This window comes from Rhodococcus sp. NPDC127527, from assembly GCF_042672245.1.
Classification (GTDB): Bacteria; Actinomycetota; Actinomycetes; order Mycobacteriales; family Mycobacteriaceae; genus Rhodococcus_G.
Window position 1 is genome coordinate 155,027 of sequence record NZ_JBHXVP010000007.1, and the last position, 14,867, is coordinate 169,893.

Annotated in this window: 17 protein-coding genes; 11 read left to right on the top strand and 6 right to left on the bottom strand. The window is 70.5% G+C overall.

The window, feature by feature from the left end:
• Window positions 1–161 precede the first annotated feature (161 nt).
• A complete protein-coding gene (locus ACFVH2_RS14215) occupies window positions 162–749 on the bottom strand; it encodes a TetR/AcrR family transcriptional regulator C-terminal domain-containing protein (RefSeq protein WP_378424946.1) in 588 nt (195 codons plus the stop codon).
• Between the two features lie 154 nt (window positions 750–903).
• Here ACFVH2_RS14215 and bioB point away from each other — a divergent pair, with 154 nt between their 5' ends.
• The 4 genes from bioB to ACFVH2_RS14235 all read left to right on the top strand — a co-directional run bounded on the left by bioB (window position 904) and on the right by ACFVH2_RS14235 (window position 4,033).
• Window positions 904–1,917, top strand: a complete 1,014-nt coding sequence (gene bioB / locus ACFVH2_RS14220; protein ID WP_378424944.1) for a biotin synthase BioB — start codon at window positions 904–906, stop codon at window positions 1,915–1,917.
• 16 nt (window positions 1,918–1,933) lie between these two features.
• Window positions 1,934–2,179, top strand: coding sequence for a hypothetical protein (locus tag ACFVH2_RS14225; protein WP_378425008.1), 246 nt, complete (start codon window positions 1,934–1,936; stop codon window positions 2,177–2,179).
• 74 nt (window positions 2,180–2,253) lie between these two features.
• Window positions 2,254–2,757 (top strand): DUF2567 domain-containing protein, encoded by a 504-nt coding sequence (locus tag ACFVH2_RS14230; RefSeq protein WP_378424942.1) that lies wholly within the window; start codon window positions 2,254–2,256, stop codon window positions 2,755–2,757.
• A gap of 178 nt (window positions 2,758–2,935) precedes the next feature.
• On the top strand, window positions 2,936–4,033 hold the full coding sequence (locus ACFVH2_RS14235) for a lipid II:glycine glycyltransferase FemX (protein ID WP_378424940.1): 1,098 nt from the start codon (window positions 2,936–2,938) through the stop codon (window positions 4,031–4,033).
• A gap of 9 nt (window positions 4,034–4,042) precedes the next feature.
• Here the strand turns inward: ACFVH2_RS14235 and ACFVH2_RS14240 are convergent, their stop codons facing one another.
• Window positions 4,043–4,741, bottom strand: a complete 699-nt coding sequence (locus ACFVH2_RS14240; RefSeq protein WP_378424938.1) for an NUDIX domain-containing protein — start codon at window positions 4,739–4,741, stop codon at window positions 4,043–4,045.
• Window positions 4,742–4,838: 97 nt separating this feature from the next.
• On the opposite strand from ACFVH2_RS14240, the gene nadA reads away from it, so the two are divergent.
• The 4 genes from nadA (at window position 4,839) to ACFVH2_RS14260 (ending at window position 8,799) form a co-directional block, all read left to right on the top strand.
• On the top strand, window positions 4,839–5,870 hold the full coding sequence (nadA, locus tag ACFVH2_RS14245; protein ID WP_378424936.1) for a quinolinate synthase NadA: 1,032 nt from the start codon (window positions 4,839–4,841) through the stop codon (window positions 5,868–5,870).
• Window positions 5,870–7,432 (top strand): L-aspartate oxidase, encoded by a 1,563-nt coding sequence (locus ACFVH2_RS14250; RefSeq protein ID WP_378424934.1) that lies wholly within the window; start codon window positions 5,870–5,872, stop codon window positions 7,430–7,432. The genes nadA and ACFVH2_RS14250 overlap by 1 nt, the downstream gene beginning before the upstream one ends.
• The gene (gene nadC / locus ACFVH2_RS14255) at window positions 7,429–8,295 is read left to right on the top strand and encodes a carboxylating nicotinate-nucleotide diphosphorylase (protein ID WP_378424932.1); all 867 of its coding nucleotides are present in this window, start codon (window positions 7,429–7,431) and stop codon (window positions 8,293–8,295) included. Before ACFVH2_RS14250 ends, nadC begins: the two co-directional genes overlap by 4 nt.
• A 90-nt stretch (window positions 8,296–8,385) precedes the next feature.
• Window positions 8,386–8,799, top strand: coding sequence for a VOC family protein (locus ACFVH2_RS14260; RefSeq protein WP_378424930.1), 414 nt, complete (start codon window positions 8,386–8,388; stop codon window positions 8,797–8,799).
• A gap of 1 nt (window position 8,800) precedes the next feature.
• On the opposite strand, the gene ACFVH2_RS14265 is transcribed toward ACFVH2_RS14260, so the two are convergent.
• Entirely contained in the window at window positions 8,801–9,436 is a 636-nt protein-coding gene (locus ACFVH2_RS14265; protein ID WP_378424928.1) for a LysE family transporter, read from the bottom strand.
• A 53-nt stretch (window positions 9,437–9,489) separates the two neighbouring features.
• Between ACFVH2_RS14265 and ACFVH2_RS14270 the strand changes: the two genes are divergently transcribed.
• Window positions 9,490–9,966 (top strand): SRPBCC family protein, encoded by a 477-nt coding sequence (locus ACFVH2_RS14270; RefSeq protein ID WP_378424926.1) that lies wholly within the window; start codon window positions 9,490–9,492, stop codon window positions 9,964–9,966.
• A 4-nt stretch (window positions 9,967–9,970) separates the two neighbouring features.
• Here ACFVH2_RS14270 and ACFVH2_RS14275 read toward each other — a convergent pair whose 3' ends face one another.
• Window positions 9,971–11,263 carry a family 1 glycosylhydrolase gene (locus ACFVH2_RS14275; protein WP_378425006.1) on the bottom strand — a complete coding sequence of 431 codons (1,293 nt, stop codon included), beginning with the start codon at window positions 11,261–11,263 and terminating at the stop codon, window positions 9,971–9,973.
• 177 nt (window positions 11,264–11,440) lie between these two features.
• Between ACFVH2_RS14275 and ACFVH2_RS14280 the strand changes: the two genes are divergently transcribed.
• Window positions 11,441–12,271, top strand: a complete 831-nt coding sequence (locus ACFVH2_RS14280) for an acyl-CoA thioesterase domain-containing protein (RefSeq protein WP_378424924.1) — start codon at window positions 11,441–11,443, stop codon at window positions 12,269–12,271.
• On the opposite strand, the gene ACFVH2_RS14285 is transcribed toward ACFVH2_RS14280, so the two are convergent.
• Both ACFVH2_RS14285 and ACFVH2_RS14290 read right to left on the bottom strand, forming a co-directional pair.
• On the bottom strand, window positions 12,238–13,062 hold the full coding sequence (locus tag ACFVH2_RS14285; RefSeq protein ID WP_378424922.1) for a slipin family protein: 825 nt from the start codon (window positions 13,060–13,062) through the stop codon (window positions 12,238–12,240). The genes ACFVH2_RS14280 and ACFVH2_RS14285 overlap by 34 nt on opposite strands.
• Window positions 13,059–13,532 (bottom strand): NfeD family protein, encoded by a 474-nt coding sequence (locus tag ACFVH2_RS14290; RefSeq protein WP_378425004.1) that lies wholly within the window; start codon window positions 13,530–13,532, stop codon window positions 13,059–13,061. Before ACFVH2_RS14290 ends, ACFVH2_RS14285 begins: the two co-directional genes overlap by 4 nt.
• Window positions 13,533–13,740: 208 nt before the next feature.
• Between ACFVH2_RS14290 and ACFVH2_RS14295 the strand changes: the two genes are divergently transcribed.
• Window positions 13,741–14,859, top strand: a complete 1,119-nt coding sequence (locus tag ACFVH2_RS14295) for an alpha/beta hydrolase (protein WP_378424921.1) — start codon at window positions 13,741–13,743, stop codon at window positions 14,857–14,859.
• Window positions 14,860–14,867: the final 8 nt, after the last annotated feature.

Below are 14,867 nucleotides of genomic sequence, written 5' to 3' on the forward strand. Positions count from 1 at the left end.
TTGCTTGTTCGGTTGAGGTTCGCATACAGTGGCGCCATCTTCCTGGCGACCGATCGGAAATGCCTGATGGACAAAGGAATTGGCAATGTGCCGACGATCGGCCACGTCGAGATGGATGCGCGCTCGGACCGCGTCGCCACGGGGTAGCGGCGTCCGGGTGGCTAGTCCTGGATGGCCGCGTGCAGCCGGCTGCGCACGCCGTCCACGAACAGGCTCAGTCCGTAGTCGAAACGTGCTGTGCCGCTGGTGATGTCGTAGAGCGGTGACGCGTCCTCGGTCAGTGCGCCGTGCGAGTCCATCTGCATGCGGGACTGTTCGTCCATCGTCTGGCCGAGGATGTAGTACAGCAGGGTGTCGGCCGCGAGTTCGGATTCGCCGCCGGGCAGGCCGGCGGCGACGCAGGCGCCGGCGAGGGTGTCCCGGGCGTCGTTGGTGGCCAGGCGAGCCGAATAGGACGCGGCGGCCAGCTCGGCGCCGTCGCGGTGCGCGAGCAGGGCGTCGCGGATCCGGTGCGCGAACGCCGCCAGCCGGGCGTCCCAGTCGTGGGCGTCGAGCGGCGCGGAGACCCGGTCGAGCATCTGGTCGGTGATGGCGGCGAGCAGGGTCTGCTTGTTCGGGAAGTGCCAGTACAGCGCGCCGGGCTGCACGCCGAGCGAGGTGGCCAGGCGCCGCATGGTCAGGTCGCCGAGGCCGTACTCGTCGAGGATGGCGATCGCTCCGCCCAGGACGTCACCGCGTCGCAGTTGCACTGACTTGCTCTCCTCGGGTTCGGATCGGATCGCTGGTTGACACCATTTCACCACGACCCTAACCTGAACGCCGTTCAACTTGTACGGTGTTCAAGTCTGTGCTGTTCATGTCCGCGATGTTCATGTCGTGGCACCCGCCCCCGAGGAGTTCGCAGTGACCCAGGCCCCCGTCCGCCCCGACATTCTCGCGCTCGCGCGGGAGCAGGTCCTCGAGCGCGGTGAGGGTCTGACGCAGGAGCAGACCTTGCAGGTGCTGCAGCTGCCCGACGAGAGCCTCGAGGAGCTGCTCGGCCTGGCCCACGACGTGCGCATGAAGTGGTGCGGACCGGAGGTCGAGGTCGAGGGCATCATCTCCCTCAAGACCGGTGGCTGCCCCGAGGACTGCCACTTCTGCTCGCAGTCCGGTCTGTTCGCCTCCCCGGTGCGCGCCGCCTGGCTCGACATCCCGAGCCTGGTCGAGGCCGCCAAGCAGACCGCGAAGTCCGGCGCCACCGAGTTCTGCATCGTGGCCGCCGTCCGCGGACCGGACGAGAAGCTGATGGCGCAGGTCGCGGCAGGTGTCGAGGCCATCCGCAACGAGGTCGACATCCAGGTCGCGTGCTCGCTGGGCATGCTCAACCAGGAGCAGGTCGACCAGCTCGCCGCGATGGGCGTGCACCGCTACAACCACAACCTCGAGACCTCCAAGTCGCACTTCCCGAACGTGGTCACCACGCACACCTGGGAGGAGCGCTGGGACACCCTGCGGATGGTCCGCGAGGCCGGCATGGAGGTCTGCTGCGGCGGCATCCTCGGCATGGGCGAGAGCCTCGAGCAGCGTGCCGAGTTCGCCGCCAACCTCGCGGAGCTCGAGCCCGACGAGGTGCCGCTGAACTTCCTCAACCCCCGCCCGGGCACGCCGTTCGGCGACCTCGAGGTACTGCCGGCCGCCGACGCGCTGCGCGCGGTGGCCGCGTTCCGGCTCGCGCTGCCGCGCACCATCCTGCGGTTCGCCGGCGGCCGCGAGATCACCCTCGGCGATCTCGGTGCCAAGCAGGGCATCCTCGGCGGCATCAATGCCGTCATCGTCGGCAACTACCTCACCACCCTCGGCCGTCCCGCCGAGGCGGACCTCGACCTGCTCGGTGAGCTGCAGATGCCGATCAAGGCACTCAACGACACCATCTAGGGTTGAGCAGGTGACGATGCCGCAAGAGCTGAGCACTCCCGAGGTCGTCGACTTCCCGGAGCGCTACAACCCCTTCACCGGCCGCCGCGTGGTTCCGGGCGTCGACGACGCCGTTCCGGCCGCCGCGCAGCTCGGGCTGGAACCGCCGCGCTTCTGCGAGGAGTGCGGTCGACGGATGATCGTGCAGGTCAGCCCCGACGGCTGGTGGGCGAAGTGTTCCCGGCACGGTGTGATCGACTCCGCCGTCCTCGGCCAGCGTTGACCGTGCGGGCGCGGTTCGCCGGGCGGAGGGTCGACCGGTGCGAGATCAGGGCATCCGCACGGATCGTCGTCGCGGTGGTCGTGGCCAGCGCGATCGGCGGCATCGGCTGGGGCGTACTCGTGCCCGCACAGCACTTCCTGGTGCTCTCCGGCGGTCGCGCGGCGTCGCTGACCTCCGAGAGCAACCACCAGTTCGACGCGGTCGCACTGTTCCTGTGCCTCGGGCTGATCCTCGGCGTGCTCTCGGCCGTCGCCGCCTGGCTGTGGCGTTCGGTGCGCGGTGCCGTGGTCCTGACCGGGCTGCTGATCGGGTCGGCGGTCGGGGCGGCGGCCGCGGCCGTGGTCGGCCTCGGTGTGGCCCGGCTCCGGTTCCCCGAGGTCACCGACGTGGCGGTCGGGCAGATCGTGCCGGCGACGCCGACTATCGGCACCCCGATGGCGCTGATCCTGCAGCCATTCGCAGCGGCCGTGGTGTACCTGCTGATGGCGTCGCTGAATCCGCGCGACGACCTCGGCGTCACGGCCCCGCCAGCCGCCGAAGGTGCACCGGCCGACGCACCTGGTCCGACGCCGCGATAGACCGCACACTCGCCCGAAGGTGTCGCCCGATCGTCGGCGCGTCCTTCGACCGAATGACTTCGGCGTGTCGCAACACGCGGAGGTGTCGCACCGATAGGCATGCTGTCGGACGCCGGATCACCGATCCGGGCAAATGCGACATGCCTGAGGGGGGTCCTCGGCGGTGAGGAGTGCAGTGATGTCGGAACGAGACTCGGGCCGAGACGTCGTGGTGGTGCGAACTGCCACGACGACGCAGATCGAGCGATGGGACGCGTTCGTCGTGGCGGCCTCCGACGGCGGCGACGTGTGGCGGGGGCTGGACAACGCGAAGGCGAAGGAGTCCATCGGATACTCGATCCGGTACCTGATGGTCGGTGACGACGCGGTCACCGTCCACGTCAAGGACGTCCCGGTCCTCGGGGAGATGTGGATCCTGCCCGGCGGCCCGTCCGGGAAGACGCTCGACGAGGTGCTTCCCAAGGTGCGGGCGTTGGCGGCGTACGCCGCGGAGCACGGCGCGTTCGTGTTGCGCATCGATCCACGGGTGCAGGCAGGCGCGGGCGTCGAGGAGCGCCTGTGCGCCGAGGGATATCGCCCGGCGGGCATGTTCACGCCCAACAAGCACACCGTGGTCCTGGACCTGACCGGTACGGAGGACGAGATCCTCGCCGGGTTCAGCAAGAACGCGCGCCGCGCCATCAAGCGGGCCGCCCGAGACGGGGTGGAGATCGAGCGGGTGCCGGCCACCGACGCGAACTGCGACACGATGTACGACCTGCTGTCCGCGACCGGGAACGGCAGGTTCGGCGTCCGCAGCCGCGAGTACTGCCGGTCCGCCTACCAGGGGTACGCCGACCGCGGGAACGGGCAGATGTTCTTCGCGCGTCTCGGCGGAGAGATCGTGGCGGGGTCCTTCGAGATCCGGTTGGGCACGAAGTCGCTCGGTTTGCACGGCGGCTCGATCCGGAAGAAGCCGGGCGACGCGACGACGAACGGGCTGGGCTCGCACGGCACCGGCCATGCGTTGCAGTGGGACGTCCTTCGGTGGGCCATGGAGTCCGGTGCGGTGGAGTACGACATGTGCGGTACCCCGCCGTCCGCCGAGGCGGACGATCCGGACAACTACTTCTACGGCATCGGCAAGTTCAAGCGCAGTTTCCGCGACGAGATCATCGACTACGTGGGCGCGTACGACGTTCCGCTGAACTCGTGGAAGAGCACGGTGTGGGCCGGCGGCCTCGAACGCGAGTGCAAGCGCTTCTCGATGCTGGTGCGCGGCAAGCACTTCCTGTAGCGGTGCCGGTCAGGTCGGCGGGCGCAGCGCGGCGAACTCGTCAGTGACCCGCAGTCGCGACTCGGCGAACCGGTACAGCGCGGGCGGACGGCCGCCCGTCTTGCCGGACGGCGCCGTCGTGCCGGTCGCGGTGAGCACGCCTCGGCGGCCGAGGACGCGCTGCAGGTTGGTCGCATCGACCTGGTATCCCAGTGCCGCGCAATAGATTTCGCGCAGCGTGGACATGGCGAACTCGTCGGGGGCGAGGGCGAACGCGATGTTGGTGTACGAGAGCTTCGCCGCCAGTCGGGCGCGGGCGTGTTCGACGACGACCCCGTGGTCGAAGGCCGTCGGCGGCAGCGCGGAGACCGGGTGCCAGGCGGTGTCCGTCGGCAGGACCGGGTCGGCGTCGAGGGGGACCAGTCCGAGGAAGGTCGAGGCGATCAGCCGCACCCCGGGCACGCGGTGGGGTTCGCTGAACACCGACAACTGTTCGAGGTGTGCGACCTCGCGCACGTCCACCTTCTCGGCCAGCTGGCGTCGCGCCGAGGTGGTGAGGTCCTCGTCCTCGCGCAGGATTCCGCCGGGCAGGGCCCACGTGCCGCGCTGCGGATCGAGCGCGCGTTGCCACAGCAGTACGCAGAGCTCCTCGCCGCCGTCACCTGCGGGTACGGCGCGAACCTGGAACACCGCGGTGAGCACTTCGTGGAGAGTGTTACGATGGGGCACGTTTTCGATCCTAAGTCGAAAACCCCTCGAACGGAAATCCGGGCCAGCCCGCCCGGCATTTACAGCGAACCTGGGTTCGCGGTGAAGGAGAACGGCCATGACATCAACGTTGTGGGCAGGTGCAGGTCAGATCACCGACGGTCCCGGTGGCTACACCGGCATCGAGGCCGGCCCGGAATGGGCTGCCGAGGTGCGACGGCTGGCGAAGGAGCGCGGCGCGACGCTGCTGGCGCACAACTACCAGCTGCCTGCCATCCAGGACGTCGCCGACCACGTCGGCGACTCGCTGGCGCTGTCCCGGATCGCCGCCGAGGCCCCCGAGGACACCATCGTCTTCTGCGGTGTGCACTTCATGGCCGAGACCGCCAAGATCCTCAGCCCGACCAAGACCGTGCTGATCCCGGACGAGCGGGCCGGCTGCTCGCTCGCGGACTCGATCACCGCCGACGACCTGCGTGCCTGGAAGGCTGAGTATCCGGATGCGGTGGTGGTCTCGTACGTGAACACCACGGCCGAGGTGAAGGGCCTGACCGACATCTGCTGCACCTCGTCGAACGCGGTCGACGTGGTCAACTCGATCGACCCCGACCGCGAGGTGCTGTTCCTGCCCGACCAGTTCCTCGGCGCGCACGTCAAGCGGGTCACCGGTCGGCAGAACATGCACATCTGGGCGGGCGAGTGCCACGTGCACGCCGGCATCAACGGTGACGAGCTGGCGGCCCAGGCGAAGTCGCACCCCGACGCCGAGCTGTACGTGCACCCGGAGTGCGGCTGCGCCACCTCGGCGCTCTACCTGGCCGGTGAGGGCATCGTCGACGACGAGAAGGTGAAGATCCTGTCGACGGGCGGCATGCTCGACGCCGCCCGCGCGAGCCGGTCGAAGCAGGTGCTCGTCGCGACCGAGGTCGGGATGCTGCACCAGCTGCGCAAGGCGGCCCCGGAGATCGACTTCCAGGCCGTCAACGACCGGGCGTCGTGCCCGTACATGAAGATGATCACCCCGGCGGCGCTGCTGCGCTGCCTCGTGGAGGGCAAGGACGAGGTGCACGTCGACGAGGCGGTCGCCGAGCGCGCCCGCAAGTCCGTGCAGCGAATGATCGAGATCGGCAACCCGGGCGGCGGCGAGTAATGACCCCCGCCGGCCGGGCGAGCTGGGAGGCGCACGCCGACCTCGTGGTCGTCGGCGGCGGGGTCGCGGGCCTCACCGCGGCCCGCGCCGCCTCCCTGCGCGGCCTGAAGGTGCTCACCGTCAGCAAGGGCGGTCCGACCGACACCGCGACGCAGTACGCGCAGGGCGGCATCGCGGTCGTCGGCGACCTACGCACGGACTCGGTCGAGTCGCACGTGGCGGACACGTGCGCGGCAGGTGCCGGACTGTGCGACGAGGACGCGGTGCGCTCGATCGTGGCGGGTGGCGCCGACGCGGTCGCCGCCCTCACCGACCTCGGGGCGGTCTTCGACCGCGGACGCGACGGCGCGGTCTCCCGCACCCGCGAGGGCGGGCACAGCACCCGCCGGATCATCCATGCGGGCGGCGACGCGACCGGGGCCGAGGTGCAGCGGGCGCTCAACGCCGCGGGTCTACCCGTGCTGTTCGGGGCGGCGGCCACGCGGGTCGTGGCGGACGCGCGCGGGGTGGTCGGACTGCTCGTGCTCTCGGACCAGGGCCTCGGCGTCATCCACACCCCGTCGGTGCTGCTGGCCACCGGTGGGCTCGGCCAGCTGTACTCGTGCAGCACCAACCCGCCCGGTGCAACCGCCGACGGCATCGCGCTGGCGCTGGGTGCGGGCGCGGCCGTCGCGGACATCGAGTTCGTACAGTTCCATCCGACGGTGCTGTTCACCCCCGGCGGTCTCGGCCGTCGACCGTTGATCAGCGAGGCGGTCCGTGGGGAGGGCGCGATCCTGGTGGACGGCAACGGCGACTCGGTCACCGCGGGGGTCCACCCCATGGGCGACCTCGCTCCACGCGACGTGGTCTCGCGGGCCATCGCGTCGCGGTTGCGCGAACTCGGCACCGATCACGTCTACCTGGACGCACGCGGCCTGGCCGGGTTCGCGGCGCGATTCCCCACCATCACAGCGTCCTGTCTGGCCGCCGGGATCGACCCGGCACACCAGCTGATTCCCGTTGCGCCCGCGGCACATTACGCGTGCGGTGGCGTCGTGACCGACGTCCACGGCCGCACCGCGGTGCCGGGACTGCTCGCGGCGGGCGAGGTCGCGCGCACCGGGCTGCACGGCGCCAACCGGCTGGCCTCGAACAGCCTGCTCGAGGGCCTGGTCGTGGGGGAGCGGGCCGGGGCCGCGGCCGCGGATCGTGCCGGACTGCGCGTCGAGGTCACCGAGGTGGCCGCCGCGACGTCGGTGCGCGCCGAGCGCGACCGGGTGCAGGCGCTGATGACCGAGCACGCGTCCGTGGTGCGGGACGGCGACGGATTGTCCACGGCGGCAACCGAACTCGACGAGGCCCCGGTCGCGGGCGCGGCCTCGGTCGCCGAGCTCGAGGACGCCGCGCTGACCGTGACCGCGTCGGCTCTGGTGCTGGCTGCGCGGGCACGGACCGAGAGCCGCGGCTGCCACACCCGCACCGACTTCCCGCAGGCTTCCGAGGCGCAGCGCCGCAGTCTCGCGGTGCGGATGAACGCCGACGGTGCACTCGAACTACCCGAACTCGTAAGAGGAGCATGATGAGCACGCTGGCCGACGGCCTGGACCGCGACGAGATCACCGCGCTGGTGCGGGTGGCGTTGGACGAGGACCTCCGGTACGGACCCGACATCACCTCGGTGGCCACTGTCCCCGACGGCGCCGTGGCAAAGGCCTCGGTGGTCTCCCGCAGCGTGGGCGTGGTCGCCGGCGTCGACGTGGGTCTGCTGGTGCTCGACGAGGTCGTCGGCACCGGCAACTACGAGGTGCTGGGTCGGGTGCTGGACGGCGCGTCCGTGCGGCCCGGTGAGTCCGTCCTGACCGTGACGGCGCCGACCCGCGATCTGCTCACCGCCGAGCGGACCATGCTGAACCTGATGTGCCACCTCTCGGGCATCGCCACGGCCACGGCGCAGTGGGTCGCGGCCGTCGACGGCACCGACTGCAAGATCCGGGACAGCCGCAAGACCCTGCCGGGTCTGCGGTCCCTGCAGAAGTACGCGGTCCGGATGGGCGGCGGCGTCAACCACCGCATGGGCCTCGGCGATGCGGCCCTGATCAAGGACAACCACGTGGCCGCGGCCGGGTCGGTGGTCGCGGCGCTGAACGCGGTGCGGGCGGTCGCCCCGGACATCGAGTGCGAGGTCGAGGTGGACAGCCTCGCGCAGCTCGACGAGGTGCTGGCCGAGAACGTCGAACTGGTGCTGCTCGACAACTTCGCACTCTGGGAGACCCAGTCCGCGGTGCAGCGTCGCAACACGAGGTCGCCGCAGACCAGGCTCGAGTCCTCCGGCGGGCTCACGATCGACGTGGCCGCGGACTACGCGCGGACCGGCGTCGACTATCTGGCGGTGGGCGCGCTGACCCACTCGGTGACGGTGTTGGACCTCGGCCTGGACATGTAGTCGGCTTCGCCGGCCTGCGGGTGAATCTGGTCCCGACAGGGGTGAGAATCACTCACAGGCGCGGAACGCGCCGCACTCAGAGGAGGACTGATGAGCTCACGTCTCAACCCGTACATCAGCTTCACCGACAACGCCCGCGAGGCGATGGAGTTCTACCGCGGTGTCTTCGGCGGCACCCTCACGCTGAGCACCTTCGGCGAGTTCGGCGACGCGGAGGCCCCCGGCGCCGACAACATCATGCACGGCATGCTCGAGACGCCCGCCGGATTCACCCTGATGGGCGCCGACACCCCGCCCGGGATGGAACACAATCCCGGCACCAACATCGCGGTGAGCCTCAGTGGTGACGACGCCGACGAACTGCGTGGCTACTGGGCGAAACTGGTCGACGGCGGCGCCATCGCGGTACCGCTGGAGAAGCAGATGTGGGGCGACGAGTTCGGCATGTGCACGGACAAGTTCGGCATCGGCTGGATGGTCGACATCGGCGCGCGGCAGGGCTGAGCTAGACGGTCGTCGCGGCCCTGTGCACCAGCGACAGGAACGCGGCCGCGGTGAAGAACAGGCCGGAGAACACCCGGCCGGTGACCCGCTGCTGGCGCGGGGAACGCATCACCGTGAGCACCCGCGCGGCCAGGCCCGTGTAGCCGGACATCACGATGACGTCCACGGCGATCATGGTGGCCGCGATGATCGCGTACTGCGGGACCAGCGCCGCACCTGGGTCGAGGAACTGCGGCAGGACGGCGAGCATGAACACCACGGCCTTCGGATTGCTCGCGTTGACCAGGAATCCCCGGGCGACCAGCGCGACCGCGGATCCGCCGGGCTGATCCGTGTCAGCGGTGACCTCGGTGGGGGTGGCCCGCCACTGCCGGACGCCGAGGTAGAGCAGGTACGCGACCCCGAACCACTTGATCACGGTGAACGCGAGCGCCGAGCTCGCGAGCAACGCGCCCACGCCCGCCGCGACGATCACGATCTGCAACAGCAGGCCCAGCTGCAGGCCGACGATGTTCCAGTACCCGCGGCGCAGGCCGTGGTTCAACCCCGCCGACATCGACGCGATGGCACCCGCTCCCGGCGACAGGCTGATCACCCACGCCGCGCCGAGAAACGCCAACCAGACCTGCCATGCCATGGGCCAGAGCCTATTGGTACCGCCGGAACGGGCCCCGGGCGTACCGTGGCTGCATGGCGAATCCCGTCGAATCCGTCGATCTCGGACGCCGCAAGGTGGCCCGGCGCGCCGTGGTCGCCGCCGCCCCGGCTGACCTGTTCGACCAGGTAGCGGACCCGCGGAAGCACGCAGACCTGGACGGATCCGGAACCGTGAAGTCGACCGTGTCCGGCCCGCAGCGGCTAGCTCTCGGCGACAAGTTCTCGGTCGACATGCGGATGTTCGGCCTGCCCTACCGGATCACCAGCGTCGTCACCGCGTTCGAACCGGAGCGGTTGATCGAGTGGCGGCACCCGTTCGGTCACCGGTGGCGGTGGGAGTTCGTCGACGTCACGGGCGCGGCGGACGAGGGGCCACGGACCGAGGTCACCGAGGTGTTCGACTACTCGACCTCGCCGATCGCCAGGGGCCTCGAGCTGGGCCGGTTCCCCGGCAAGAACGCCGACGGGATCACGGCCACCCTGCTCGGTCTGCAGCGTCGGTACCGCTGAGCGCTCAGCTGCCGGCGGACCCGGTCGGTGCTCCCGGGCGCGGCGGGTTCAGACAGCTCTGTGGCGGGTTCACCAGCGAGCACACCGACTGCCGCATCACCGGCTGGTAGTCGGCGGCGACGCCACCCGCGGCGATCACGTCGCGGTAGGTGGCGACGGCGTCGGTGGGCCTGCGGGTGAGTGTCGGGTCGGTGAGCACGTCGACGGTGTAGAGGCCGAACCGGTTCCGGTAGCTGCCCCACTCGTAGTTGTCGGTGATCGACCAGTAGTTGTATCCGATCACGTCGGCGCCGTCGGCCCGTGCCCGCGTCAGCCAGTAGACGTGGTCGCGCAGGTGGTCGGACCGGGTGTAGCCGTCCGCCCGCGGCCTCGCGTTGTCGGTCGGCATGCCGTTCTCGACGATGTAGATCGGCAGTTCGGGGTAGCGCTGGGCGTAGTGCATCACCGCGTGGTAGATGCCGTCCGGTTGCGGTGTGATGTCGTAGAAGGCGTCGCCGACCGCGTTCGCGGCGGTCAGGTTGTCGAGCGAGACGCCGTAGTAGTAGTCCACCCCGATGAAGTCGAGCTTGTCGCGGACCCGGTCGGCGAAGGTGGCGTCCAGCACGCCCTCGACGGCGGGAATGTAGGAGACGTTGCTCGACACCCGGGCGCCGGGATCGAGCCGGTGGACGATGTCGTAGGCGCCGCGGTGCGCGCGCACGAGTCGGTCCATCATCAGCGGGACCCCGACAGCGCCGATACCGCCGAAGGTCAGTTCCTTGAGCGCGAACGCGGTCGGCTCGTTGATGGTGATCCAGTCGGCGCCGACACCGGCGTAGCGGGCGATGACGTGCTGCGCGTTGGCCAGCCAGAGCCCGACGGTCTCGTCGTTGCCCCAGCCCCCGCGGTCGGCGATCCAGCCGGGATAGACGAAGTGGTCGAGGGTGATCATCGGTTTCATGCCGTGGGCGCGGATCTGGCGGACCACGTCGTCGTAGTAGGCGAACTCGGTCTCGTCCCACACGCCGGGGGCGGGCTGCACGCGCGCCCATTCGACGGAGAAGCGGAACACGCCGACGCCCATGGCCGCGGCGTCGGCGATGTCCTCGGCGTAGCGGTGCCGGAAGTCCGGGCCCGAGCCGTAGGGGTCGTGTGTCCTGCCCGCCGCGATGTAGCGCGACCAATTGCTGTCCGGGGGTGGACCTTCGGCCTGGAACCCCGACGTCGCCACACCCCACTCGAAGTCCGGACCGAGCGGGGACGGCGCCCGTGTCGCTTGTGCGGGGGAGGGCGTCACGAGCGCGGCCGCCGCCGTGATCGTGCACAGCGCGGTCACGAGCCGGGCGAGGAGACGAACGGATCGGGCCACGATCGGCAGGGTAGTCGGCCGCCGCGCACGGTATGGCGAAACTCACACGGCGCGCCGCCGAATCAGTTAACTCTTTCGTCGTGGGCCGGTGATCATGGACCTGACACCGTACGAAAGGGCCTCGCCGTGACCGACCCGCTCGCGTTCTTCACCTCCACACCTGACGGGCACCTCGCCCAGGGTTTCGCGATCAGCCGGTGGTCGCCGGACATGGTCAGCGGTGTGGCACTGTGCGGACTCGTCGCCCGTGCCCTCGAAAAGGGGCACGGCGGAGGCGGATTCGTGCCCGCACGGCTCACCGTCGACCTGTTCGCGCCGGCCCGGACCCGGCCGTTGACCACCCGCACCACCGCGGTCCGGGACGGTAACCGCATCCGGGTCGCCGACGCCGAACTCCTGCAGGACGGGGACACGGTCGCACGCGCGACCGCGGTGTTCCTGCGCCCCTCGGAGCAGCCGCCGGGGCGGGTGTGGACTCGCGAGCACCGGCCGTCGCCGCCGCCGGCGCACATCGCCACGGGTGAACCGGCGCCGCCGTTCTTCGGCAGCGACGACCACCCCGACGGCTGGTCCCACTCGATGTTGGAACACCAGGGCGCGAGCCGCAAACGCATGTGGGCGCAGCATCCTTCGGTGGTCGACGGCGAGGCCCCGTCCCCGTTCGTGCGGGCCGCGATGGCGGGCGAACCGACCAGCCTGATGACCAACTGGGGCACCGACGGCATCGGGTTCATCAACGTCGACATGACGCTGGTGCTGGCCCGGCTGCCCGAGGGCGCCGAGATCGGGCTCGAGGCGGACGACCACATCAGCGCCGACGGCGTCGCGGTCGGCACCACCACGATGTACGACCGCCGGGGACCGATCGGCACCTGCGTCGTCAGTGCCCTCGCCAATGCTCGGCGGCAGGTCGACTTCGGCGATCAGGGCGAGTTCGTGCTTCCCGACGGGTCCTGACCTGCCGCACGCTCCGGTGCCGGTCGCCCGGTGACGGGTACCGGAGGGTCGAGGAACGGCCGGATCAGGTCGATCGGCAGCGGGAAGATCACCGTGGAGTTGTGCTCGCCGCCGACCTCCCGGAGCGTCTGCAGGTAGCGCAGTTGGAGGGTGGTCGGGTTCCGGCTGATCACGTCGGCGGCCTCGGCAAGCTTCGCGGATGCCTGGAACTCGCCCTCGGCGTTGATGATCTTCGCGCGTCGCTCGCGTTCGGCCTCGGCCTGGCGGGCGATCGCGCGCTGCATGTTCTCGGGGATCTCGACGTCCTTGATCTCCACGGTGGTGACCTTGACGCCCCACGGTTCGGTCTGCTGGTCGATCACCTTCTGCAGGTCGTCGTTGAGGCGGTCGCGGTCCGCGAGCAGGGTGTCGAGCTCGGCCTTGCCCAGCACCGAGCGCAGGGTGGTCTGGGCGATCTGGGTGGTCGCCGCGAGGAAGTCCTCCACCTCGACCACCGCGCGGTTGGCGTCCAGCACCCGGAAGTAGGCGACCGCGGTCACCCGGGCGGGCACGTTGTCGCGCGTGATGATCTCCTGCACCGGGACGTTCAGCGTCACCGTACGCAGGCCGACGCGGACCATCCGATCGACGGCGGGGATCAACAGCACCAGGCCGGGCCCCTTGACCTCGAGCACCCGACCGAGCCGGAAGACGACCGCACGCTCGTACTCGCGCAGCACTCGCACTGCGGTCCCCGGAACCACCAGCGCGAGGATGACGAGGACGACGACCAGCGCGATCAGAATGGTCACGGCGGCACCTCCCAGGGTTCCGATCGACGGACGGTCAGCGTCAGCCCGTGCACGCCCTCCACGACCACCGACTCGCCGGCGGTGGGTGCGGGGTCGTCGGGGTAGCCGAACTCGATGCGGGCCGACCACAGCCCGCCGTCGGCGCGTACCTGGCCGACGGGACCGGACCAGCTGCTGACGGTCGCGTGGGTGCCCACCAGCGACTGCGGTCCGCCGCGTACCGGCGCCCGGCGCGCGGCGACGACCTTCCGGCTCGCGACCGCGGCGACGCCGAGTCCGATCCCGGCGACCCCGAGCGTCACCGGCACCGCGACCACCTGGCCCGCGCCGCCGGAGAGGAACAGCATCCACACGCCCGCGCCGATCGAGAGCACCGCGATACCGCCGAGCACGCCCGAGGTGGGGGTGTGCGCCTCCACCAGGATGAGCAGCAGGCCCAGCAGCACCGCCACCACGCCGAACGCGGCCATCTCGACTCCCACGATCACGTCGACCCTCAGTTCAACGGTAGGCCCGTCCGTACGCGGCTGCCACCAGCGTCCGGAAAGGCTGTCCAGCGGACGACCGGGCGCGATTCGTTTGTTACAGGCTCGTAAATGTGTTCTGCGTCACGTACCATGATTCGACTGCCCCTGAACTTTCGGCAGTGATGTCTGCAACACCCGCCGGGAGCTCGAGATGGCAACCAATCCATCGCCGTCGAAGCGGACCGTCCGCCGCGTGGCTGCGCCGCGGCCCAAGACAGGGTCCTCGACCAGGAAGGGGTCAGTCGGCGCTCGCGCGCCGCAATTGTCGGTCGCCGTCGAGCCCCAGTTCATCCCCGGTGCCAGTCTGCGGTCCCAGCTCCTCGCCGGCGCGCTGCGCCACACCGTCAAGCCGGTGCTCGGGGCGTGGGGACACTGCCCCAGTCCACTCTGGCCGGCGGGCCTGCTGGACTACGCCGCCCGATTCCTGCCGCCGACCAGGGGCGCGCGCAGTCAGCGGGTGCGTCTGGACGAATGCGACGCCGAGTGGACGCCCGCGGCAGGCGGGGGCGAACGCGCCGTGCTCTACCTGCACGGGGGCGGGTTCCTGACCTGCGGGCTCAACACCCACCGCAGGCTCGCGTCGCGGGTCGCTGCTGCGGTCGGGGCAGGCGTGCTCAGCGTGGACTACCGCATGCTGCCGCGGCATCCCATCGCCGCCGCGGTCGCCGACGGGGTGGCCGGCTACCGGTGGCTGCTCGACCGCGGATACGACCCGAACCGCATCGTGATCGCGGGCGACTCGGCGGGCGGGTACCTCACCTTCATGACGGCGCTCGCCGCCGCCGAGCTGGGGCTCCCGAGGCCGGCGGCCCTGGTCGCGCTCTCGCCGCTGACCGATCTGGACCCGGCAGGCAAGCTCGCCAGTCCCGGCGCCGACCACTGCCCGCTGATTCCCCGGTCGGTGATCGTCGCGCTGGCCGAGATCGCGGATCGGGTGGATCGTCGGGCAGTGGGCGACCTGATCGGGCGGCCGCGTAGTCCGGTCGACAGCGTCCTGACCGGGCTGCCGCCGGTGCTGATCCAGGTCGGGTCCACCGAGATGCTCTACCCGGACGCGGAACTGATGGCCCAACGGCTCGGCGCCGCGGGCGTGCCGGTGACGCTCGAGGTGTGGGACCGGCAGGTGCACGTGTTCCACGCCGCCGCCGACCTGGTGCCCGAGGCCGGTCGCGCGATCGCCCGGATCGGTGAGTTCGTCCGCGCCGCCACCGGCGACCCGGTGGTGTCCGAGCCCGGGCCGAAGGCGGCCCTCGAGCCCGCGGAGGCCTGACAGGTCTC